Here is a 19,360-nt window from a genome sequence, read left to right as displayed (position 1 = left end):
ACGCACCGCCGCACACCACCGCACCCGGGGGAACCGACCATGCCCATCCCCGCCGACTGGCCCACCACCGAGGCCGAGGCACTCGCCGAACAGGAGCGGCTGCGCCCGCTCGTCCAGGCCCACGACGACAAGGGCCCCGGCGACCCGGCCCCCGACGCGCTCGTCGCCGGCGTGGACGTCGCCTACGACGACGACCACGACCTCGTCGCCGCCGCGGCCGTCCTGCTCGACCGCGACACCCTCGCCGTCGTCGAACAGGCCACCGCCGTCGGCCGGATCGCCTTCCCGTACGTCCCCGGACTCCTCGCCTTCCGCGAACTCCCCGCCGTCCTCGACGCACTGGCCGCACTCACCCGCACCCCCGACCTCGTCGTCTGCGACGGCTACGGCCTCGCCCACCCCCGCCGCCTCGGCCTCGCCAGCCACCTCGGCGTCCTCACCGGACTGCGCACCCTCGGCGTCGCCAAGACCCCCTTCACCTTCGACCACCACGAACCCGACGCGCCCCGCGGCTCCTGGACCCCGCTCACCGACCCCGCCACCGGCGAGGAGGTCGGCCGCGCCGTCCGCACCAGGGAAGGCGTGAAACCCGTCTTCGTCTCCGTCGGCCACCGCACCGGCCTCGACACCGCCGTCCGCACCACCCTCCAACTCGCCCGCCACTACCGCCTCCCCGAAACCACCCGGCACGCCGACTCGCTCTGCCGACGCGCCCTCACCGACGCCCAACGGACCGGGACGACCGCGAACTGACCAAGCCCCGGGCGGGATTCGGACCCGGTGTGTTAGACATGACACCGGGGCCCGGCCCCGACCGCCAGGGACGGACGCACGGGGGAGGCGCCGAAATGGGATCAGGGACCACCGGAACCGGATCGACCGGCGGAGCCGGACAGGGCTACCGCATCGAAGTCGAACAACTCCGCGCCTTCGCCGGCCAAGTACGGCTGCTGCTCGCCGACTTCCAGAAACACGCCGACGGCAGCGACACCCACGGCCGCAGCGGCATCGGCAAGAACGCCTTCGGCACCTTCGCCGAAGCCACCGAGATCCACGGCCGCTACGGCACCATGCGGGACGCGCTGCGCGACGTCCTCAACCAGCTCCAGGAAGCCGTGAACGAGGCCCAGCAGAAGGCCGACCTCACCGCCACCAACTACGAGGAGCAGGACCAGCACGCCGCCGCGAAACTCAAACTCGGCGACGACGGCTGGTCCGTCGCCCACCCCTCCGCCGGCAGCCAGGCCGCGGCCCAGCAGAACCTCACCCCGTCCACCCGCGGCAACGCCACCGTCTGACCGCCGCCCGCCCGGACCGAACGGAGGCCGACCGCCCGTGGTCTACACCGACTTCACCAAGTACAGCCACGCCCAGCTCCGCACCATGGCACAGGCCCTCGACCCCGGCGCGGTGATGGCCGCCGGAGACCCCTGGCGCAAGGCCGCCGACACCCTCAAACAGATCCGCCAGACCCTCACCAAAGCCAGCACCGAAGCCGCCACCTCCTGGGAAGGCACCACCAGCGACGCCTTCCACACCCGCATGCTCACCCTGGCCGCCAGCATCAACAACGCCGCCGCCTACGCCAACGACGCGGCCAACATCCTCCACACCGCCTCCGAAGCCATGGCCAAGGCCAAGCGCGACATGCCCGAGGAACCCGGCAACTGGGACAAGGTCAAGGACACCGTCGGCGACGCCCTCTTCGGCGACGACGACGAACACCTCCCCCTCGCCGACCGCAAGAAGGCCGAAGCGGCCGCCATCATGCAAACCCTCGCCATGCACTACCGCATCGCCACCCCGGCCCTGAAGCCCCCGCCGCCGTACGACCCGAAGAGGCCGGGAAGGGTTGAAACCCCCGACGCCGGTTCGACGGACGACCCGACTGGGGCAGCGGCGATGGCGGCGGCAATGGTGTCAGGAACCTCGATGGGAACGGCGGGGGCGTCGACACGGGCGACGACTGTCCCGCCTGCCCAGCGCAAGTCCGGCCAACCGCCGATGACCGCCGGATCCGTCGCGAGGAGCGCGCCGGCTCCGAGCGACTCGGGCATCAAGGGCGGTACGGCGCAAGCCCCGGCAAAGCCGTCGGTGCCTCCCGGCCCCGGCTCCGGTGCGGGTGTCTACGGCAAGCCGGTTGCACCTTCGACCGGAAGTGTCCCGAGTCCGTCACTTGCCGGGATCCAGACCTCGGGGCTGGATCCCGTGCACACCGGAGGCCCTGCCACTGGGCCGTTCGGGGCCGGCAGCGGGCCGGACGTCCCTCGGTCCACGGGCCCGACGACCATATCCCCGGTCGGGCCGATCGTGGGTCAGGGAAAGTCCGGCCCAGGAGGTAGGGAGATCTCGGCCGGGGTGACGCCTGTCGAGGGGCCCGGACAGCGTGGAGGGCGGGCTAGCGGCAGTGCTGGCGAGGTCCATCCGGGCATCGGTACCGGAGGCCGCGGAGCGCTTGGCGGAAAGCAGGCCGGGCAACCTCTGGCACGGCCTGGTGGGGTCATCGGGGAGACGGCGAAGCCCGGTGGAGTACAAGGCAAGCAGGCTTTCACGGAAGGCGGATCCGGACTTGGAGCGCGAAACCGGCTCAGGGGTGAGTCGGGGGTCGCAAGCGCGAACGGTATGTCTCCCGGTGTCCCGATGAGCGGAGCACAAGGACGTAAGAAGGACCAGGGGAAGGACGGCAAGCGGCCGGACTATCTCGTCGAGGATGAGGAGACCTGGGCGTTGGAAAAGCCCAGGAATCCGAACGTGGTGAAATGAACCGGTCCGGGAACGGACGGGTGATCTGATCGCATCCCGCAGGTCGACGGCCTGCGGGATGCCTCACTGAGTGGGGTGACCAGGTTTGACGAGCCGCCGGTTGGCGCGTGGTGCGGCGGCTCTGGCTGCCGGGGTACTGATGCTGGGCTCGGCCACGCCGGTGGCATCGGCCGACCAGGCCAGAGACCAGCAGTGGGCGTTGAAATCCCTCGAAGCGGAGACGAAGGTCTGGCCGGTAAGTCAGGGCGACGGCGTGATTGTCGGAGTGATCGATACCGGCGTGAACCAGGATCACCAGGACTTGACCGGACAGGTGCTTTCCGGGGCCGACTTCTCCGGCGGTAATACGGACGGTCGAGTGGACAGTGACGGTCACGGCACGGGGATGGCGAGCCTGATCGCAGGACACGGGCACGGCGATCAGGCAGGGGTGATGGGGCTGGCCCCGAAGGCGAAGATCCTTCCGGTGAGGGTGACAACAGATGCCGACAACTCCAGTCCTTCGCCGGATCCTGGTTCTTCGCAAGGTTCTGACACGGGTCAGAACGAACTCGCAGCGGCGATTCGATTCGCGACGGACCACGGCGCGAAGGTCGTCAACATCTCCCTCTCCGGGTCCTACCGTTGGGACTCGCAGCTGAGAAAGGCCGTCAACTACGCGGTTTCAAAGGATGTCGTGCTGGTTTCCGGCGCGGGCAACACCGGGTCAAGCCTGGGGGTCGGATACCCGGCTGCCTTCCCCGGAGTGGTGGCGGTCGGGGCAGTGGATTCCAACGGGTCTGTGTGGGATCGGTCGACGTCAGGTCCTGAGACGACGCTCGTAGCGCCCGGGGTGGGGATCTACCACGCGGCTGCGAAGTCTTCGATGGCGTATGTCACCGGAAGCGGCACCTCGGATTCCACCGCCTATGTCGCCGCCACCGCTGCGCTCATTCGGTCCAAGTACCCCAATCTGTCCGCTGGACAGGTGATCAACCGCATGATCAAGTCGGCTTCTCCGCCCGCCAACGGGGCGGTAGTGCCCAACAACCAGTACGGCTACGGGCTCGTCGCGCCGGCGAAGGCCCTGGAAGCGAATCCGGCCGTGGACAACGGGTCTCGGGAGAATCCCCTGATCGGGCGAATGGAAGCGAAGGGCACCCCGCCTCCGGTGACTGAGGAGACCGACGAGCCCTCCGTGGAGCCGATGGTCCCCGAGGGGGACCGCGGGAGCGGGGTGGGGGTCGTGGTGGGGGTGGCGGCCGGGGGTTTGGTGTTGGTGGTCGGTGGCGTCGTGGCGCTCGTGGTGCGGGCGCGGCGGCGGCGGGGGGCGGCTGGTGGGGGGTCGTATCAGTGAGTGGCGAGCCATTCGTCGCGTAGGGCGGCCATCTGGAGGACGTCCCAGTAGCGGTTGTCCCAGTGGTGGGCCTGGCGGGAGCGGCCTTCGAGGGTGAAGCCGGATTTGCGGTAGGCGTGGGCGGCGCGTTCGTTGTACTCGAAGACTTCGAGGTGGACGCGGTTGAGGCGGATGGTTTCGAAGGCGTGGCGCAGGACCAGGAGGGTGGTCTCGGTGCCGATGCCGCGTCCGGTGCTGTCCGGGGTGAGGGCGATCCGGAAGCTGGCGGAGGAGTTGTCGGGGTCGACGTCGGTGAGGGCGGTTTCGCCGAGGAAGCGGCCGGTGGTGGGGTCCTCGACGGCGAGGTCGAGGCGGTCGGGCTGGTCGGGGCGGGTGGCGCACCATTGGTGGATCCGGTCGCGGGTGAAGGCGGTGCGGGTGCCGGTGAGCCGGTTGGTCGTCTTGTCGGTGCAGAGTTCCCACATCGGGTCGGTGTGCCGTTCGTCGAGGGGGACGAGCCGGATGGTGGGGCCGTGCAGGGTGGGTTTCCCGGCGAGGGCGGCGAGGTCGGCGAGGTTGGTGGTGTCGGCGGTCATGGCGTCCAGGATGGCGGGCCGGTTTCCGGTTCGTCCACGTCTTTGATCCCGGTGGTGCGGGTGCGCACCGGGCTGGAGTGCGCGCGGGGATGGGGGCGCGTGATGGGGGAATGCGCCGGTGGGTGCGCCGGGGGTGGCAGCATTTCGGCGATCGCTGGCGTCATTGCCACTGGTGGGGCTTGTCGGGTGGTGGAGATGCTGGGCCCATGAGCGCTTCTGAGAGCACGCCGGTCGAGAGCACGTCGATCGCCGCCACCGACAGCACCGACGCCGGGATCGTCCCGGACACCAAGGACTGGACCTGGGTGTTGGAACGCCCCTGTCCCGACTGCGGGTTGGACACTCCGCGGGTGGTCCGGGAGGACGTTGCCGGGATGGTCCGGGCCAATGCGGAGGGCTGGCTGACGGTGCTGGCGGGGGAGGCGGACGGACTGCGCCGCAGGCCCGCCGCGGGGGTGTGGTCGGACCTGGAGTACGCGTGCCACGTCCGGGACGTCTTCCGGCTGTTCGAGGTCCGGCTGGGCCTGATGCTGGACCGGGAGGACCCGCTGTTCCCGAACTGGGACCAGGACGACACGGCCGTCGCCGAGCGCTACGGGGAGCAGGACCCGAAGGTGGTGGCCGGGGAGCTGGCGGAGGCCGCGGAGAGGCTCGCAGGGGCCTTCGAGCGGGTGGCCGGCGAGCAGTGGGGGCGGACCGGGAACCGCAGCGACGGGGCGCGGTTCACGGTCGAGTCGTTCGCCCGGTACCTGATCCACGACCCGGTGCACCATCTGTTCGACGTGACGGGCGAACGGGTCTGAGGCCGCGCCGGGGGCGGCGGCGGGCGCGCGGGGTCACCAGCCGGAGGCCTCGCGCAGCATGGTGCGGCGCAGCCGTCCGGCCACGCTGGCGGCGTCGGTGCCGATGACGTCGGCGATCTCGGGGGCGGCGAGGCCGACGACGTAGTGCAGGATCGCCAGGTCGTCCTCGGCCGGGTGCCGGCCCGGGTCGGCGGTCACCCGGCGGGTGTGTTCGGCGACGGTGCCGCGCAGGATCTCCCAGGCGTGCGCGGTCGGGTTGGAGCTGCCCATCAACTCCCGCCAGTGCACCGCGATTTCCGCGAAGGCCTGCTGGACGGCGATGGCCGCGGCGGCGTGCTCGGTGAGCCACACGCGCGCATAGCTGAGGTACCGGGGGCGGTGGAGTTCGCAGAACGCGGTGAACTCCAGTGGTACGTCCGCCGGCTCGCCGGGCCCCGGGGGCGACTCGGCGGAACTCTCGTGACGGTTGGTCATCTCGGCTTCTCGGAAAGGGAGATGGATTTCTGACGGTCGATCATCTGTGCTCACTCTACGGTAGGCCCTCGGTGCGCTGGGTGACCAATCCGATGGAATGCCCGGAACCCGCCGCCGCCAGGCCGGTTCCGGTGGCGACCGGGTGCGGCGCGGCGGCGGGACGGCCGGGAAGGTGGCCGGCGAGGGCCGGCGGGGCAGTACTGCGCAGTGGCGGGGGACTCGTAGGTGCGAGCGTGTCGCAGCTGGTCAGAGTGCGTAGGACGGCTGTGGCTGCAAGGCAGTTGATGTGACACCGTAGGGCCTGAGGAGGCTGGCGTCCACGCTCAGGGCGCGAACCTGCGCCCGCACAACCACCCGCACAACCGCACTCACGATCGTCGCGGAGATCACCACGGACGGGGGCACGGTCGTCATCACGGTGACGGTCGTGCGCGTGGCGTTGACGGCGTGCGCGGAGTGGGCGCACTGCGGATGCGGTGGACGGCCGATGCGGTGGGCCGGGCACATCGACCGCGCCCCGGCGGCCTGAACGGGACCGGCCTGAACGGGGCCGGCCGGGGCGGGAGGGCGGGCGGAGCGGCCGCCGGTCAGGAGGTCGTACGGGCCTCCGTGGGGGTGATCCGGTCGACGGCGGTGTCCCGCTCGACCTGGGTCGGGAAGGCTTCGACGGCCCGTCGCCGGGCCGCCTGTGCCACCGCCGCGGCCGCGGCCGCAGCCGCCGCGGCTGCTCCGGCGGCGGCCTCCTCGCGCTCGCGCCGGTGCGCGGCGCCTGCGGCGTGCGTCCCGGAGCCGTGCGTTGCGGAGCCGTGCGGACCGGCGGAGAGCGCCCCGGAGCCGTGCGTCCCCGGGGCGTGCGTCCCCGGGGTGTGCCCGCCGCCCGTGACGGCTCCGGGGGCGTGCTCCCCGGCGGGCTGCCCCGGGGCCCGTCGTCGGCGGCCGAGCGCGGCCCGGGCGGCGTGTTCCTCGGCAGCCTGTCTAGCGGCCAGGTAGGCCTGTACGGCGGCCATGCCGTAGACGGGCTGGATGAGCTGATGGCCCTTGAAGAAGGGCCTGGCCGGGGCGAACCCGGCGGCGACCACGAGGTCGCGGATCTCTGCTATCTCGGCCTCACTGCGGGCGGTGAAGCGGACCTCCCAGCCCTTCTTGTACGTATGGCCCTTTTCGCCGCTGCGGCGGGCGGGGTCCGGGCGGCGGACGTATCCGGGCAGGCGGCCGAGGCGGAGCTGGGCCGCGCGGAGGCCGGCGGTCTCGTCACGTGACATGACGTAAGCCTAGGCAATCCCCGGGGCGGGATTGACGCCTTGGGCATCCCTCGCCGTATGCCTTTGATCACTCTGGGTCAGGCGACCAGGTCGACGATCGTTTTCGATCACATATGACAACCTGATGAGCGTCAATTACTCCAAATGAGTGAGGGTATGAGGACTTTAGTGCGGGCTGATCCCGGTTTCGCGACGGTTGGGTAACAGTGCGTCAGGGTCCCGGTCGCGGGTCCGGGGGGTTGGGGATGGTGTCGGCATGAGCTACCGGATTCCGACTCCGCCGCCGTCCCTGGAGGAGCTGGCGAAGCGTCAGCAGAACGTCGTCACCGCGAGTCAGTTGCGCGCCCGGGGCGTGCCGGCCCGGATCATCACCGAGCACTGCCGCCGGGGCGGACCCTGGCAGCGGATGCTGCCCAGGGTCTACCTGCTGCAGGCCGCCGAGCCCACCCCCGAGCAGCGGATGTGGGCCGCGCTGCTGTACGCCGCGCAGAACGGTCGCGAGGAGGGTCGCCGGGAGGGTGCGGTGATCACCGGCACGGCCGCGTTGGCGCTGTACGGCTTCACCGTCGTGCCCCGGCTGCCGGCGGTGACGGGGGTGGACGTCCTGGTGCCCCGGCAGCGCCGGCTGAAGGACGTCGGTGAGGTCCGGATCCGGCGCACCGAACGGGAGTTGGTGGCCCGCTCGGTGCACGGGCTGGCCTGTGCGCCGGTGGCCCGGGCGGTGGCCGACGCGCTGGTCGAGTGGACGGCGGAGCCGTCGGGCGGCCCGGCTCCGGTGCGCGAGGTGCTGAGGGAGGCCCTCGCTCTGCCCGGGAACCACTGCACGGTGCGGGAGTTGGTGGCCGAGCTGACCGACTGCGGGTTGACCTGCGAGCCACGGGTGCGTGCCGCGCTGGACGAACTGCTCGCCACCGAGCGGGATGTGGTGTTGGAGCGGCTGGGGAGCCTGGTGGACGAGTGGTTGCTGCCGGCGCCGCTGAGCGCCCCCGAGCTGCGGATGCGCGGCGGTACGTACATCGCCGTCCCGGACTTCTACTGGCCGGAGCGGGGCGTCGCGGTGGAGGTGGACTCGGAGCTGCGCTGCGTGAGCGAGGGCGAGGCCGCCTGGGTGCGCGGCGGCCAGCACCGGATGGAGTACCTGGGCGTCCGCGTGGTGTACGTCTGCGGGGCCCGGCTGGCCGCCGACCCGGACGTGGTCGGCGGCGAACTGCGCGAGGCGTACCGGGCCGGCGGGACGGACGTGGTGGAGCTGCTGGTGGTCTGAGCGGCCCCGCGGGAACGCCCCCGCGGGCACGACCCGGCGAGCACGACCTCGCGACCGTGCCCCCGCGAACACATCCCCCGTGAACACGCCCCCCCGCGAGCACCCCCGCGAGCACCCCCGGGCACGGCCCCGGGAGCCGCTACGGGCGGACCAGCGGTGTGCCGACCAGCTCGACCCCGGCCGCCCGCAGCTCGGCCAGCGCGGCGGCGGTGGTCTCCGCGGCGACCCCGGCGGTGAGGTCCAGCAGTACCCGGGTGGTGAAGCCCGCCCGGGCCGCGTCCAGCGCGGTCGCCCGGACGCAGTGGTCGGTGGCGATGCCGACCACGTCGATCTGGTCGACCTGCCGCTCGCGCAGCCACTCCACCGGACCGCGGTTGTTCTCGTCCAGCCCCTCGAAGCCGCTGTACGCCGCCGAGTGGGCGCCCTTGTCGAAGACCGCCTCGACCGCGCCGGAGATGACGGCGGGTGCGAAGTTGGGGTGGAAGCCCACGCCCTCGGTGCCGGCCACGCAGTGCGGCGGCCAGCTGTCGACGTAGTCCGGCTCGGCGGAGAAGTGGTCGCCCGGGTCGATGTGGTGGTCGCGGGTGGCGAGGATGTGGTGGTAGCCGGGGGAGGACTCGGCGATCAGGTCGGTGATGGCGGCGGCCACCTCGGCGCCGCCGGCGACGGCCAGGCTGCCGCCCTCGCAGAAGTCGTTCTGCACGTCGACGACGATCAGTGCCCGGTGCATGGCTCGCATCCTCGGATCTCGGGGGCCCGCGGGAGGCGGCGCCCCGGTGGGGGGAGCCCTCGGGAGTACGCGGCCCGGCCGCGGCGGGCGCGGGGGGTACTCGGGGAGCTCCGGGGGAACTCGGGGAACTCTACGGTTGACTGTAGGGAGTGGCGCGCGGGGGCGGAAGTCCCCGGGGCCGGTCCGGTGGGCCGGTCCCGGCCCCGGGCTCCGGTCAGTGGGCCGGCCCGGCGGGCAGGACCAGTTCGGTCGGCAGCACCGGGTCGCCCTTGGACAGTTGGGTGGCCGACAGCGGCAGGGCGGCGCGGGCGCGCACGTGCCGTTCGCGGGCGGCGCTCAGCGGCTCCCGGCCGACGGTCTCGCCGTCCAGCACCAGCGGTACCTGCACCAGGTGCGGGCGCAGCCCGTCCGGGACGGGTCCGGTGCCGACCACCTCGGCCTCGGCGACGCCGTCGGCGTCGGGCCGGCGGGCCGCCCACTTGCGGCCGCCGATGCTGGTCTTGCCGCCGGCCGCGCGCTTGGCGACCGGCACCATCGGCCCGCCCTCGGTCCCGGCGCGGGCGACCAGCTTGTAGACCATCGCGCAGGTCGGGTGGCCGCTGCCGGTGACCAGGCTGGTGCCGACGCCGTAGCCGTCCACCGGTGCGGCGGCCAGGGCGGCGATCGCGTACTCGTCGAGGTCCGAGGTGACGATGATCCTGGTCCGGTCGGCGCCGAGCTCGTCCAGTTGGCGGCGGACCCGGTGGGCCAGCAGGGTGAGGTCGCCGGAGTCGATCCGGACGGCGCCCAGTTCGGGGCCGGCCACCTCGACGGCGGTGCGCACGGCCTCGCGCAGGTCGAAGGTGTCGACCAGCAGCGTGGTGCCCTTGCCCATGGAGGCGATCTGCGCCGTGAAGGCGTCCCGTTCGCTGTCGTGCACCAGGGTGAAGGCGTGGGCGGCGGTGCCGGTGGTCGGGATGCCGTGGGTGAAGCCGGCCTCCAGGTCGGAGGTGGCGGCGAAGCCGGCCACGTAGGCCGCTCGGGCGGCGGCGACGGCGGACTGCTCGTGGGCGCGGCGGGCGCCCATCTCGATCACCGGGCGGCCGCCGGCGGCGGCGGTCATCCGGGAGGCGGCGGCGGCGATGGCCGAGTCGTGGTTGAGGATCGAGAGGATCACCGTCTCCAGGATCACGGCCTCGGCGAAGCTGCCCTCGACGGTGAGCAGCGGCGAGCCGGGGAAGTAGACCTCGCCCTCGGGGTAGCCGTGGATGTCGCCGCGGAAGCGGTAGTCGGCGAGGAAGCGCAGGGTGGTCTCGTCGACCACGTCCTGGTCGGCGAGCCAGTCCAGCTGGGGGGTGGTGAAGCGGAAGTTCTCGACGGCGTCCAGGACCCGACCGGTGCCGGCCATGACGCCGTATCGGCGGCCGCTCGGCAGGCGGCGGGTGAAGACCTCGAAGACGGAGCGGCGGTGCGCGGCCCCGCTGCGCAGGGCGGCCTGCAGCATGGTGAGCTCATAGCGGTCGGTGAGCAGCGCGGTCGAGCCGGCCGCGCGCACGGAAGTGGCGTCCATACGGATGATGCTACTACCACTTAGCGTCAGAGTGACGATTTCTCGGCGAGCGTGCCGGGCCGGAATCGCCGGGGTGTCCCCCGGATGGCAGCATGGGGCATGAGGGGTTACGGACGACTGTGCAGCGAGGAGGACCCGGCTTGAGCGTCGCGCCCGTGGAGATCGAGCGCCCGGAGGTCGAGGGGGTGCCGGTGACCGAGCCGGACACGCCCTGGGTGACCATCGTGCACAACGACCCGGTCAATCTGATGAGCTACGTCCAGTACGTCTTCCAGGCCTACTTCGGCTATCCGAAGGACAAGGCCCGGAAGCTGATGATGGACGTCCACACCAAGGGTCGGGCGGTGGTCTCCAGCGGCTCCCGCGAGGAGATGGAGCGCGACGTCCAGGCGATGCACGGCTACGGCCTCTGGGCGACGCTGCAGCACGACTGACGCCGGACCGACCGGCGCCGGCGGTACGGGCGTCGGCGCGACCGGCGCACAGGCGGCCGGGGCCGGCCCGACGGGTGCCGGACCGCCGGCCGTACGACCGAAGACGACGAAGACGGGCTGACCGATACAGATGGCTGGGTTGTTCGAGAGTGCCGGCGGTGGCGGCGCGGCGATCGCGCTGGACGAGTGGGAGGCCTCCATCCTGCGCTCTTTGGAAGTGCAGTTGCTGGAGCTGATCGGCCCAGGCCCGGGCGGGGAGGGTGACGACCCCTTGGCCGCGCTGTTCGCCGAGGGCCCGACCGAGGCTCCCGCCGACCCGGCGCTGGCGCGGCTCTTCCCGGACGCCTACGGCGACCTGGGGAAGCCGGAGGACGAGGAGGCCAGGGTCGCGTCCGGCGAGTTCCGCCGCTTCACCGAGCTGGACCTGCGGGCCCGCAAGCGGGACGACGCGCTGTTCGTGGTCCGGGCGCTGGACGGCCTCGGCGACGGCGGGGTGCTCAAGCTGGCGGTGCCCGACTGTCAGCGCTGGCTGGGCGCGCTGAACGACCTGCGGCTGGCCGTCGGCGTCCGGCTGGAGGTCACCGAGGACGACGAGGACGGCCTCTACGAGCTGCCGGACGGCGACGAGCGCAAGCCGCTGGTGATGGCGTACCTGTGGCTGGGAGCCCTTCAGGAGTCGCTGCTGGAGGCGATGGCGGACTGAGTCCGAGCGGACCCGCCCCTCGAGGGAGTGATCCTGCCCGATTCCGGGCAAGCCCCGGCCGTTTCGTCCAGAATGTGGACGATTGGCCGGGGCATTTCTTATGAAAATCGGGCAAACCATACCAGGTCATGCTCAAATAACGCTCAGATGGACACCGCTGTCCGAACTTCGCGTGGTACGACTTCTCCACCCCCGAGACCGACCAGGACGGTGCACAGTGGCCGAGAAGTTGTACGACGAAAGGGTCGACAGCGCGGCGGACGGCGAAGGCTACGAGCGCGGGCTCGGCAGCCGCCAGATCCAGATGATCGCGATCGGCGGAGCGATCGGCACCGGCCTGTTCCTCGGCGCCGGCACCGCGATCTCCCGCTCCGGCCCGAGCCTGATCCTCTCCTACGCCGTCGCCGGCCTGGTGATCTTCGTGATCATGCGGGCGCTCGGCGAACTGCTCACCTACCGACCGGTCTCCGGCAGCTTCGCCGAGTACGCCCGGGAGTTCCTCGGCCCCTTCGCCGGCTACGTGACCGGCTGGACGTACTGGCTGTTCTGGGTCGTCACCGGCATGGCGGAGACCACCGCCGCCGCCGTCTACGTGCGGTTCTGGGCGCCCGACATACCGCAGTGGGTCAGTGCGCTGACCTTCCTGGTCCTGCTCTACGCGGCCAACCTGATCTCGGTGAAGCTGTTCGGCGAGATCGAGTTCTGGTTCTCCATGGTCAAGGTCACCGCCATCATCGGCATGATCCTGATCGGCGTCGGGGTGCTGACCCTCGGCTTCAGCAAGGCCGGTGACACCGCGTCGCTCGGCCACCTCTGGCAGGACGGCGGCTTCTTCCCCCAGGGCATCGGCTCCACCGTGATGACCCTTCAGATCGTCATGTTCGCCTACCTGGGCGTCGAACTCGTCGGCGTCACCGCGGGCGAGAGCGAGAACCCCGAGAAGACCCTGCCGCGGGCCATCAACACCCTGCCCTGGCGGATCATGCTGTTCTACATCGGCGCGCTGGTGGTCATCCTCTCGCTCGTGCCGTGGACCGAGTTCCGGCCCGGAGTCAGCCCGTTCGTCGCCGCCTTCGGCAAGATCGGCATCCCGGCGGCGGCCGGCATCATCAACTTCGTGGTGCTCACCGCCGCGCTCTCCTCCTGCAACTCCGGGATGTACTCCACCGGCCGCATGCTGCGCGACCTCGCGCTGCGCGGCCAGGCCCCGGGACGGCTCACCAGGCTCAACTCCCGCCGCACCCCGGCCTTCGCGATCACCGTCTCCTGTCTGCTGATGGGGATCGGCGTGGTGCTCAACGGCGTCGTCCCGGCGCGGGCGTTCGAGTACATCACCTCGGTCGCCACGGTCTGCGGCCTGTGGACCTGGGCGATGATCCTGATCTCCCAGATCCGCTACCGCCGGGCCTGGCGGGCCGGCCACCTGCCGGCGCCCACCTTCAAGGCACCCGGCGGCGCCTGGGTCAGCTGGGCCGCGCTCGCCTTCCTCGCCCTGGTCGTGGTGCTGATCGGCCTGGACCGGGACAACCGGATCTCGCTGTTCGTCTTCCCCTGCTGGGCCGTGCTGCTGGTGGTCGGCTACCAGGTGCTCAAGCGCCGCGATCCGCGGGCCCTCCACGACGCCGCCGCGGACCGGCAGCCCGCCGACGACGGCAACCTGCCCGCCGGCGACGGGAGTCTGGACGCCCGCTGACCGGGCCCGGACGCCACGGCCCGGCCCCGGCGCCACCGACCGGACGCGGACACCCACCACCCGGACGCGGACACCCGCCGGCCGGACGTGGACACCCACCGACCGCGCCTCGGACGCCCCGGCGGACAGCCGCCGGGGCGTGGCTATCCTGGCCCGCATGCTGACCATCACCCGAGAACTCCGCGACCGGATCGTGGCCCACGCCCGCGCCGACCACCCGGACGAGGCCTGCGGCGTGGTCGCCGGACCGGCCGGCAGCGGCCGGCCCGAGCGGTTCGTCCCGATGCTCAACGCCGCCCGCTCGCCCACCTTCTACGAGTTCGACTCGGGCGACCTGCTCAAGCTCTACCGCGAGATGGACGACCGGGACGAGGAGCCGGTGATCGTCTACCACTCGCACACCGCCACCGAGGCCTACCCCTCGCGCACCGACGTGAGCTACGCCTCCGAGCCGTTCGCCCACTACGTCCTGGTCTCCACCGCCGAGGGCGAGGGCGAGGACGACCCGTACCAGTTCCGCTCGTTCCGCATCGTGGACGGCGAGATCACAGAGGAAGACGTGCAGGTCGTCGAGGCCTACCCGGTCTGACCGGCACCCCCGCGGACGCGGCCCGCCGACCCCTCCCGAAGGGGCGGCGGGCCGCTGTCGTCTCAGCCCTGGGAACGGGAACATCCGGATCCCGAGACAGCCATGTCGGAGCGGGCCCGGGAATCTATACGATGAGCCCATGCGTTCCGTCGATGTGAGCACTCAGGCCCCGGGCATCCGCCTCGTGGCGCGCCTGCACATCGACCTGTGCCGGCACGCCGGTGCGATCTGTCCCGGCACGCCCGCGCGCTCGCGCTGAGAGCCGCTTCACCACCTCACCCGGGCCCGCCGCCCCCGGCGACGCCGAGCCCGGGGCGACCGCCCCGCCGCCTCCGCCGCGGCCCACTCACTCCACGACTCGCCCAGGAGCGCACTCATGGCCATCGAGGTCCGCATCCCGACCATCCTCCGCACCTACACCGACGGCGCCAAGGCCGTCGAGGGCAACGGCAGCAACCTCGGGGAACTCTTCACCGACCTCGACGCCCGCCACCCGGGCATCGCCGCCCGCCTGGTCGAGGGCGGCGAGCTGCGCCGCTTCGTCAACGTCTACCTGAACGACGAGGACGTCCGCTTCCTGGAGGGCATCTCCACCGCCCTCGCCGACGGCGACAGCGTCACCATCCTGCCCGCCGTGGCCGGCGGCGCCCGCTGACCTCCCGGTTCCCCCGCCCGCACGGCGGGGGAACCGCCCTCTCCACCCCACCGCCTTGGCCGGAGGCCCCCTTGCGTTACGACAGTCCGCTCGAAGCCGTCGGCAACACCCCGCTGGTCCGTCTGCCGAGGCTGTCCGCCGCCGTCCCCGGCAACGCCGACGGCCTGGTGAGCCTCTGGGCCAAGCTGGAGGACCGCAACCCGACCGGCTCGATCAAGGACCGCCCGGCCCTGCACATGATCGAGCGCGCCGAGGCCGACGGCCGGCTCACCCCCGGCTGCACCGTCCTGGAGCCCACCAGCGGCAACACCGGCATCTCGCTGGCCATGGCCGCCAAGCTCAAGGGCTACCGGATGGTCTGCGTGATGCCGGAGAACACCAGCGAGGAGCGGCGCGAACTGCTCCGCATGTGGGGCGCCGAGATCATCCCCTCCCCGGCGGCCGGCGGCTCCAACACCGCCGTACGGATGGCCAAGGAGATCGCCGCCGAGCACCCCGACTGGGTGATGCTCTACCAGTACGGCAACCCCGACAACGCGGGCGCCCACTACACCGGCACCGGCCCCGAGATCCTCGCCGACCTGCCCACCGTCACCCACTTCGTGGCGGGCCTCGGCACCACCGGCACCCTGATGGGCGTCGGCCGCTACCTGCGCGAGAAGGTCCCCGGCGTGAGGATCGTCGCCGCCGAACCGCGCTACGACGACGTGGTGTACGGGCTGCGCAACCTCGACGAGGGCTTCGTCCCCGAGCTGTACGACGCCGAGGTGCTCACCACCCGCTTCTCGGTCGGCTCCGCGGACGCCGTCCGCCGCACCCGCGAACTCCTCCAGCAGGAGGGCATCTTCGCGGGCGTCTCGACCGGCGCCATCCTGCACGCGGCGATCGGTGTCGGGCGCAAGGCGGCGGCCGCGGGGGAGCGCGCGGACATCGTCTTCGTGGTCGCCGACGGCGGCTGGAAGTACCTGTCCACCGGCATCTACACCGCCGAGTCCACCGAGGCCGCGGTCGAGGCGCTGCAGGGCCAGCTCTGGGCGTAGGGCGCAGGGCCCGTCCCGTGGATCCTCGCCGGGCCCGCGGAATCCGGGGGCAGGCCGCTAACCGCGCGGCAGCGCCCGCTGCGCCCGGGCCCAGACCTGCCGGTCCACCGCGCCGGCCCGGCGGCGGAAGGCCGACAGCGGTACCTCGCGCAGCTCGTCGGTCTCCAGCCAGCTGGCCCGGCCCTCCCGGTCACCCACCGTCCCGGGCGGCAGCGGCAGTACGCCCGGGCGTTCCGCGTGGTGCTTGCTGGTGATCTTGGCGACGGTGGCGGTCCGGCCGCGCACCCGCAGCACCAGGCACGGGCGGTCCTTGGACCCGGGCCCGTCCTCGAACGGCACCTGCGCCCACCAGATCTCCTGCGGCTCGGGGCCGGCCCCCGGCCGCGGCTTCGGGCCGGTCGGCCCGGCCGGGCGCGGGGCCGGGCGGGTGCGCCGCACCAGCGCCGCCGCGGCGGCGGCCAGCAGCGCGACGCCCAGCAGCGACAGGACGAGCCAGGTAGCGGTCATGCCGTTCATGCGGCGAACCGTACCGGGCCGGGGTGAACGCCACTACCGTGCCGGCCGTGACAGTCGGGCATTTGTCCGCGCATTGCTCCCGGTTCGTCACGGAACTGCCACAATGCCCGTTCTGCGCCCGGAGTCCCGGCCGGTCCGGCAAGGCTGCGTCACGAACGTCCGCCCCCGTCCCCCGGAGGTGCCCCCGTGACCCGTGGCCCCGAGCTGTGGTCCTGCGCCGAGATCGCCCGCCACATCAACGTCCGGCCCGCGACCGTCCGCAGTTACCGCCGGCACCGGCTGCTGCCCGATCCGGACGTGATCGACGGCAGCGGCCGCCCGCGGTGGTACCCGTTCACCATCCGTACCTGGGCCCGCAACCGGCCCCGGCGCCGCTGATCCCCGGCCCGTCAACCACCCCCGCTCCCGCTCCCGGCGTTCTGGTGATTCCGCCCACAGCCCGGCACGGGGACGGGGGCAAAGTGCCGCTCCGCCCTTACCCTCGACACACCAACGCAGTGCTACCGGCCGGTTCGCCGCGCCCGGCCTGCCGTTTTCCATGCCGTTTTCCACGCTGTCCGGTGGAGGACGGCGATGCCGTTTTCCAGCAGCAGCCAGGATGTGTCGGGGCGGAGGGGCTCGGATGAAACTGACCGTGGTGGGGTGTTCGGGGAGCTTCCCGGCCCCCGACTCGCCCTGCTCCAGCTACCTGGTCGAGGCCGAGGGCTACCGCGTCGTGCTCGACCTCGGCAACGGGGCCCTCGGCGCCCTCCAGAAGTACACCGGCCTCTACGACGTCGACGCCGTCCTGCTCAGCCACCTGCACGCCGACCACTGCGTCGACCTGTGCGCCTACTGGGTGGCCCGCAACTACCGCGCCGAGGGCTGCCCGGAACTGCTGCCCGTGTACGGTCCGGCCGGCACCGCCGAGCGGCTCGCCCGCGCCTACGACATGCCGGAGAACCCCGGGATGAAGGAGGTGTTCGAGTTCCGCACGCTCACCCCCGGCAGCTTCGAGCTCGGCCCGTTCCGGATCGGCGTCGCCCAGGTCAACCACCCCGTCGACGCCTTCGCCTTCCGGCTGGAGCACGACGGCCGCTCGCTGGTCTACAGCGGGGACACCGGCGAGAGCGCCGAACTCGTCGAACTCGCCCGCGACACCGATCTCTTCCTCTGCGAGGCGGCGTACATCGACGGGCGCGACACCTATCGGGCCGTCCACCTCAACGGCCGCGAGGCGGGCGAGCACGCCGCCGCGGCCGGCGCCCGCCGGCTCGTCCTCACCCACATCCCCCCGTGGACCGACGCCGAGCACAACCGGCGGGACGCCGCGGCCGCCTACCCGGGGCCGGTCGAGGTCGCCCGGGCCGGTGCGGTGTACGAGGTCTGAGCAGCTCGGCGGGGGTTGCGCGGGGTTCCGCGGAATTCCCGGGAAAAAGTTCCGGGACGACCCGCAACCTCGCCGCCCCCCGTACGTCCTAGTAGGTGAGCGGCGGGAAACGCCGCCGGAACGGTCGGCCCGTCGGGCGCGGCCGCGATCACACCACTCACCAGGCTTGCTTCGTGCTGCCCGGATCCGGCCGTGTCGGTCCGGAGCGGAAATCCAGGGGGATTCCCATGCGCAAGACCAACCGTGCCCTGAACCGGGCCCGCCGGCTCGTTCCGGCGGTCGCGCTGACCGCCGCGCTGGTCGCCGGCGGCGCCGTGACCGCGACCCCGGCGTTCGCCACCGCCGGGCCGCTCAGCCTGACCGTGCACGCCCCGGCGGTGGTCGGCTTCGCGGGCGGGCCGGTCGAGTTCACCGAGCACATCGGCAACCCGGGGGACCAGGGCACGTCCGTCGTGCTGGACTTCGAGATCGAGAGCGACCTCGGGACGCCGCCGGACGCCCTGAGCCTCGACTACTTCAGCGACATGACCGGTGGCTGGCTGCCGGTGGACCTGAAGGCGCGCTCCGAAGGGAACCGGATGGTCAACGCGGGCGGCACCGGCAAGGTGACGGTCCCGGCGGGCGGCGCCGACGTCAGGCTCCGCCTCGGTGTTCCGATGGGCAAGCCGCACGACGGGGCCACCAACGGTGGCACCGGCCCGAACCTCGCCTTCCGCACCGCGGTCAAGGGCTGGTGGCAGGACTCCCCGGTCGAGCCGCCGCTCAACGACACCCACGTGATCAACGTGGAGGGGATCACCAACGGGGTGTCCGGGGTCCCGGCCACCGCCGTCGCGGGCGGGGCGCCCATCGAGTTCGACGCGGTGCTCAGGAACCCGACGCCGTCCGCCTACACCAACCTCGGCAACGTGCTGTTCACCGACCGGCACGCCAGGGTCGAGGTCCGTGGCGCCGACGGCACCTGGACCGTCCTGGCGCCGGTCACCACCGAGGCCGAGCCTCCGGCGGGCTTCTACCTGGACGGCCGCAACTCCTCGGTGGCCCCCGGGAGTTCGCAGACCAAGCGGGTCCGGGTCAGCTACCCGGCCGACATGCCGCCGGGCGCGACCGAGCTGAACCCCTGCGTGTTCGTCAACGAGGGCGACGGCATGCCCTTCCGCGGCACCACCATGTGCTCGCCCGGCGCCACCGTCCGGGTCGTCGCCCCGGAACCGAAGCCCACCACCACGCCCGCCCCGACCGGCACCCCGGAGAGCACCGGGACCCCGGCCCCGGCCCCGTCCAACGGCTCGAACGGCTCGAAGCCGCAGCCGGGCGGCGACGCGCCCGCCGCCCAGCAGGCCGGCGACGTCACCAGGGCACCGGCCGCCCCGGCCGCTTCGGCGCCCGCCGCGCCCGCGGGCGACGCCCCGGCGGCCGGTGACCGGCCGGTGGGCGGCCACCTGGCCTCCACCGGCGCCGACAGCGACCGGACCGGCCTGATCGCGGGCGTCGGAGCGCTGCTGGTGGGCGCCGGCGCGGGGGCCTTCTTCCTGGCCCGCCGCCGCCGCACCAGCTGACCGCCCGCCGTGGGGGGGGCCGCCCCGGGGCGCGCGGGGGGCGGCC

22 protein-coding genes are annotated in these 19,360 nt (G+C 72.4%); 16 read left to right on the top strand and 6 right to left on the bottom strand.

Annotation, left to right across the window (positions count from 1 at the left end; genetic code table 11):
* Positions 1–39: 39 nt before the first annotated feature.
* The 4 genes from ACWGKU_RS16350 (at position 40) to mycP (ending at position 4,099) form a co-directional block, all read left to right on the top strand.
* The gene (locus tag ACWGKU_RS16350) at positions 40–753 is read left to right on the top strand and encodes an endonuclease V (protein WP_401048717.1); all 714 of its coding nucleotides are present in this window, start codon (positions 40–42) and stop codon (positions 751–753) included.
* A 95-nt stretch (positions 754–848) separates the two neighbouring features.
* Positions 849–1,298, top strand: coding sequence for a hypothetical protein (locus ACWGKU_RS16345; RefSeq protein WP_380545597.1), 450 nt, complete (start codon positions 849–851; stop codon positions 1,296–1,298).
* A gap of 37 nt (positions 1,299–1,335) precedes the next feature.
* The gene (locus tag ACWGKU_RS16340) at positions 1,336–2,763 is read left to right on the top strand and encodes a PPE domain-containing protein (RefSeq protein ID WP_452178227.1); all 1,428 of its coding nucleotides are present in this window, start codon (positions 1,336–1,338) and stop codon (positions 2,761–2,763) included.
* An 85-nt stretch (positions 2,764–2,848) separates the two neighbouring features.
* Positions 2,849–4,099, top strand: a complete 1,251-nt coding sequence (gene mycP / locus ACWGKU_RS16335; RefSeq protein WP_452178226.1) for a type VII secretion-associated serine protease mycosin — start codon at positions 2,849–2,851, stop codon at positions 4,097–4,099.
* Here the strand turns inward: mycP and ACWGKU_RS16330 are convergent.
* A complete protein-coding gene (locus tag ACWGKU_RS16330; RefSeq protein WP_452178225.1) occupies positions 4,093–4,674 on the bottom strand; it encodes a GNAT family N-acetyltransferase in 582 nt (193 codons plus the stop codon). The genes mycP and ACWGKU_RS16330 overlap by 7 nt on opposite strands.
* A gap of 206 nt (positions 4,675–4,880) precedes the next feature.
* On the opposite strand from ACWGKU_RS16330, the gene ACWGKU_RS16325 reads away from it, so the two are divergent.
* On the top strand, positions 4,881–5,477 hold the full coding sequence (locus ACWGKU_RS16325) for a DinB family protein (protein WP_359904161.1): 597 nt from the start codon (positions 4,881–4,883) through the stop codon (positions 5,475–5,477).
* A gap of 33 nt (positions 5,478–5,510) precedes the next feature.
* Here the strand turns inward: ACWGKU_RS16325 and ACWGKU_RS16320 are convergent, their stop codons facing one another.
* Both ACWGKU_RS16320 and ACWGKU_RS16315 read right to left on the bottom strand, forming a co-directional pair.
* Positions 5,511–5,951 carry a hypothetical protein gene (locus ACWGKU_RS16320; protein WP_401048709.1) on the bottom strand — a complete coding sequence of 147 codons (441 nt, stop codon included), beginning with the start codon at positions 5,949–5,951 and terminating at the stop codon, positions 5,511–5,513.
* Between the two features lie 587 nt (positions 5,952–6,538).
* Positions 6,539–7,213, bottom strand: a complete 675-nt coding sequence (locus ACWGKU_RS16315) for a hypothetical protein (RefSeq protein WP_452178224.1) — start codon at positions 7,211–7,213, stop codon at positions 6,539–6,541.
* 256 nt (positions 7,214–7,469) lie between these two features.
* Here ACWGKU_RS16315 and ACWGKU_RS16310 point away from each other — a divergent pair, with 256 nt between their 5' ends.
* The gene (locus ACWGKU_RS16310; RefSeq protein ID WP_452178223.1) at positions 7,470–8,477 is read left to right on the top strand and encodes a hypothetical protein; all 1,008 of its coding nucleotides are present in this window, start codon (positions 7,470–7,472) and stop codon (positions 8,475–8,477) included.
* Positions 8,478–8,616: 139 nt separating this feature from the next.
* Here ACWGKU_RS16310 and ACWGKU_RS16305 read toward each other — a convergent pair whose 3' ends face one another.
* Both ACWGKU_RS16305 and ACWGKU_RS16300 read right to left on the bottom strand, forming a co-directional pair.
* On the bottom strand, positions 8,617–9,207 hold the full coding sequence (locus ACWGKU_RS16305) for an isochorismatase family protein (protein ID WP_380545613.1): 591 nt from the start codon (positions 9,205–9,207) through the stop codon (positions 8,617–8,619).
* 214 nt (positions 9,208–9,421) lie between these two features.
* Positions 9,422–10,756 carry a nicotinate phosphoribosyltransferase gene (locus ACWGKU_RS16300; RefSeq protein WP_401048355.1) on the bottom strand — a complete coding sequence of 445 codons (1,335 nt, stop codon included), beginning with the start codon at positions 10,754–10,756 and terminating at the stop codon, positions 9,422–9,424.
* A gap of 140 nt (positions 10,757–10,896) precedes the next feature.
* Between ACWGKU_RS16300 and clpS the strand changes: the two genes are divergently transcribed.
* The 7 genes from clpS (at position 10,897) to ACWGKU_RS16265 (ending at position 15,870) form a co-directional block, all read left to right on the top strand.
* Positions 10,897–11,190 (top strand): ATP-dependent Clp protease adapter ClpS, encoded by a 294-nt coding sequence (gene clpS / locus ACWGKU_RS16295; protein ID WP_049654313.1) that lies wholly within the window; start codon positions 10,897–10,899, stop codon positions 11,188–11,190.
* 130 nt (positions 11,191–11,320) lie between these two features.
* The gene (locus tag ACWGKU_RS16290) at positions 11,321–11,893 is read left to right on the top strand and encodes a DUF2017 domain-containing protein (RefSeq protein WP_452178222.1); all 573 of its coding nucleotides are present in this window, start codon (positions 11,321–11,323) and stop codon (positions 11,891–11,893) included.
* A gap of 304 nt (positions 11,894–12,197) precedes the next feature.
* Positions 12,198–13,586 carry an amino acid permease gene (locus tag ACWGKU_RS16285; protein ID WP_401048363.1) on the top strand — a complete coding sequence of 463 codons (1,389 nt, stop codon included), beginning with the start codon at positions 12,198–12,200 and terminating at the stop codon, positions 13,584–13,586.
* A gap of 157 nt (positions 13,587–13,743) precedes the next feature.
* Positions 13,744–14,175, top strand: coding sequence for a M67 family metallopeptidase (locus ACWGKU_RS16280; RefSeq protein WP_359904141.1), 432 nt, complete (start codon positions 13,744–13,746; stop codon positions 14,173–14,175).
* Positions 14,176–14,314: 139 nt separating this feature from the next.
* Complete coding sequence (locus ACWGKU_RS16275) at positions 14,315–14,434, top strand: putative leader peptide (RefSeq protein ID WP_387694855.1); 120 nt, start codon at positions 14,315–14,317, stop codon at positions 14,432–14,434.
* Positions 14,435–14,551: 117 nt separating this feature from the next.
* Entirely contained in the window at positions 14,552–14,830 is a 279-nt protein-coding gene (locus tag ACWGKU_RS16270; RefSeq protein WP_030242903.1) for a MoaD/ThiS family protein, read from the top strand.
* A 71-nt stretch (positions 14,831–14,901) separates the two neighbouring features.
* Positions 14,902–15,870: a PLP-dependent cysteine synthase family protein gene (locus ACWGKU_RS16265; RefSeq protein WP_359904138.1), complete on the top strand. Its 969-nt coding sequence runs from the start codon at positions 14,902–14,904 to the stop codon at positions 15,868–15,870.
* 57 nt (positions 15,871–15,927) lie between these two features.
* Here the strand turns inward: ACWGKU_RS16265 and ACWGKU_RS16260 are convergent, their stop codons facing one another.
* Positions 15,928–16,386 carry a type II toxin-antitoxin system PemK/MazF family toxin gene (locus ACWGKU_RS16260; RefSeq protein ID WP_380545619.1) on the bottom strand — a complete coding sequence of 153 codons (459 nt, stop codon included), beginning with the start codon at positions 16,384–16,386 and terminating at the stop codon, positions 15,928–15,930.
* A gap of 186 nt (positions 16,387–16,572) precedes the next feature.
* On the opposite strand from ACWGKU_RS16260, the gene ACWGKU_RS16255 reads away from it, so the two are divergent.
* The 3 genes from ACWGKU_RS16255 (at position 16,573) to ACWGKU_RS16245 (ending at position 19,314) form a co-directional block, all read left to right on the top strand.
* Complete coding sequence (locus ACWGKU_RS16255; protein WP_359904135.1) at positions 16,573–16,764, top strand: MarR family transcriptional regulator; 192 nt, start codon at positions 16,573–16,575, stop codon at positions 16,762–16,764.
* Positions 16,765–17,008: 244 nt separating this feature from the next.
* Positions 17,009–17,755 carry an MBL fold metallo-hydrolase gene (locus ACWGKU_RS16250; RefSeq protein WP_401048362.1) on the top strand — a complete coding sequence of 249 codons (747 nt, stop codon included), beginning with the start codon at positions 17,009–17,011 and terminating at the stop codon, positions 17,753–17,755.
* Between the two features lie 227 nt (positions 17,756–17,982).
* Positions 17,983–19,314: an LAETG motif-containing sortase-dependent surface protein gene (locus ACWGKU_RS16245; RefSeq protein WP_452178221.1), complete on the top strand. Its 1,332-nt coding sequence runs from the start codon at positions 17,983–17,985 to the stop codon at positions 19,312–19,314.
* The last annotated feature ends 46 nt before the right edge of the window (positions 19,315–19,360 follow it).

It is taken from the genome of Kitasatospora sp. NPDC054768 (assembly GCF_053612025.1).
The sequence above is the reverse complement of the archived record's forward strand: the minus strand, read 5'-3'. Positions and strand labels throughout refer to the sequence as shown.

What these genes read in the sequence shown, in the direction of transcription:
- ACWGKU_RS16350 (WP_401048717.1), top strand. Translation starts at nt 40, where the DNA reads ATGCCCATCCCCGCCGACTGGCCCACCACCGAGGCCGAGGCACTCGCC.
- ACWGKU_RS16345 (WP_380545597.1), top strand. Translation starts at nt 849, where the DNA reads ATGGGATCAGGGACCACCGGAACCGGATCGACCGGCGGAGCCGGACAG.
- ACWGKU_RS16330 (WP_452178225.1), bottom strand. Translation starts at nt 4,674, where the DNA reads ATGACCGCCGACACCACCAACCTCGCCGACCTCGCCGCCCTCGCCGGG.
- ACWGKU_RS16325 (WP_359904161.1), top strand. Translation starts at nt 4,881, where the DNA reads ATGAGCGCTTCTGAGAGCACGCCGGTCGAGAGCACGTCGATCGCCGCC.
- ACWGKU_RS16320 (WP_401048709.1), bottom strand. Translation starts at nt 5,951, where the DNA reads ATGACCAACCGTCACGAGAGTTCCGCCGAGTCGCCCCCGGGGCCCGGC.
- ACWGKU_RS16315 (WP_452178224.1), bottom strand. Translation starts at nt 7,213, where the DNA reads ATGTCACGTGACGAGACCGCCGGCCTCCGCGCGGCCCAGCTCCGCCTC.
- ACWGKU_RS16310 (WP_452178223.1), top strand. Translation starts at nt 7,470, where the DNA reads ATGAGCTACCGGATTCCGACTCCGCCGCCGTCCCTGGAGGAGCTGGCG.
- ACWGKU_RS16305 (WP_380545613.1), bottom strand. Translation starts at nt 9,207, where the DNA reads ATGCACCGGGCACTGATCGTCGTCGACGTGCAGAACGACTTCTGCGAG.
- ACWGKU_RS16300 (WP_401048355.1), bottom strand. Translation starts at nt 10,756, where the DNA reads ATGGACGCCACTTCCGTGCGCGCGGCCGGCTCGACCGCGCTGCTCACC.
- ACWGKU_RS16290 (WP_452178222.1), top strand. Translation starts at nt 11,321, where the DNA reads ATGGCTGGGTTGTTCGAGAGTGCCGGCGGTGGCGGCGCGGCGATCGCG.
- ACWGKU_RS16285 (WP_401048363.1), top strand. Translation starts at nt 12,198, where the DNA reads ATGATCGCGATCGGCGGAGCGATCGGCACCGGCCTGTTCCTCGGCGCC.
- ACWGKU_RS16280 (WP_359904141.1), top strand. Translation starts at nt 13,744, where the DNA reads ATGCTGACCATCACCCGAGAACTCCGCGACCGGATCGTGGCCCACGCC.
- ACWGKU_RS16275 (WP_387694855.1), top strand. Translation starts at nt 14,315, where the DNA reads ATGCGTTCCGTCGATGTGAGCACTCAGGCCCCGGGCATCCGCCTCGTG.
- ACWGKU_RS16270 (WP_030242903.1), top strand. Translation starts at nt 14,552, where the DNA reads ATGGCCATCGAGGTCCGCATCCCGACCATCCTCCGCACCTACACCGAC.
- ACWGKU_RS16260 (WP_380545619.1), bottom strand. Translation starts at nt 16,386, where the DNA reads ATGAACGGCATGACCGCTACCTGGCTCGTCCTGTCGCTGCTGGGCGTC.
- ACWGKU_RS16250 (WP_401048362.1), top strand. Translation starts at nt 17,009, where the DNA reads ATGAAACTGACCGTGGTGGGGTGTTCGGGGAGCTTCCCGGCCCCCGAC.
- ACWGKU_RS16245 (WP_452178221.1), top strand. Translation starts at nt 17,983, where the DNA reads ATGCGCAAGACCAACCGTGCCCTGAACCGGGCCCGCCGGCTCGTTCCG.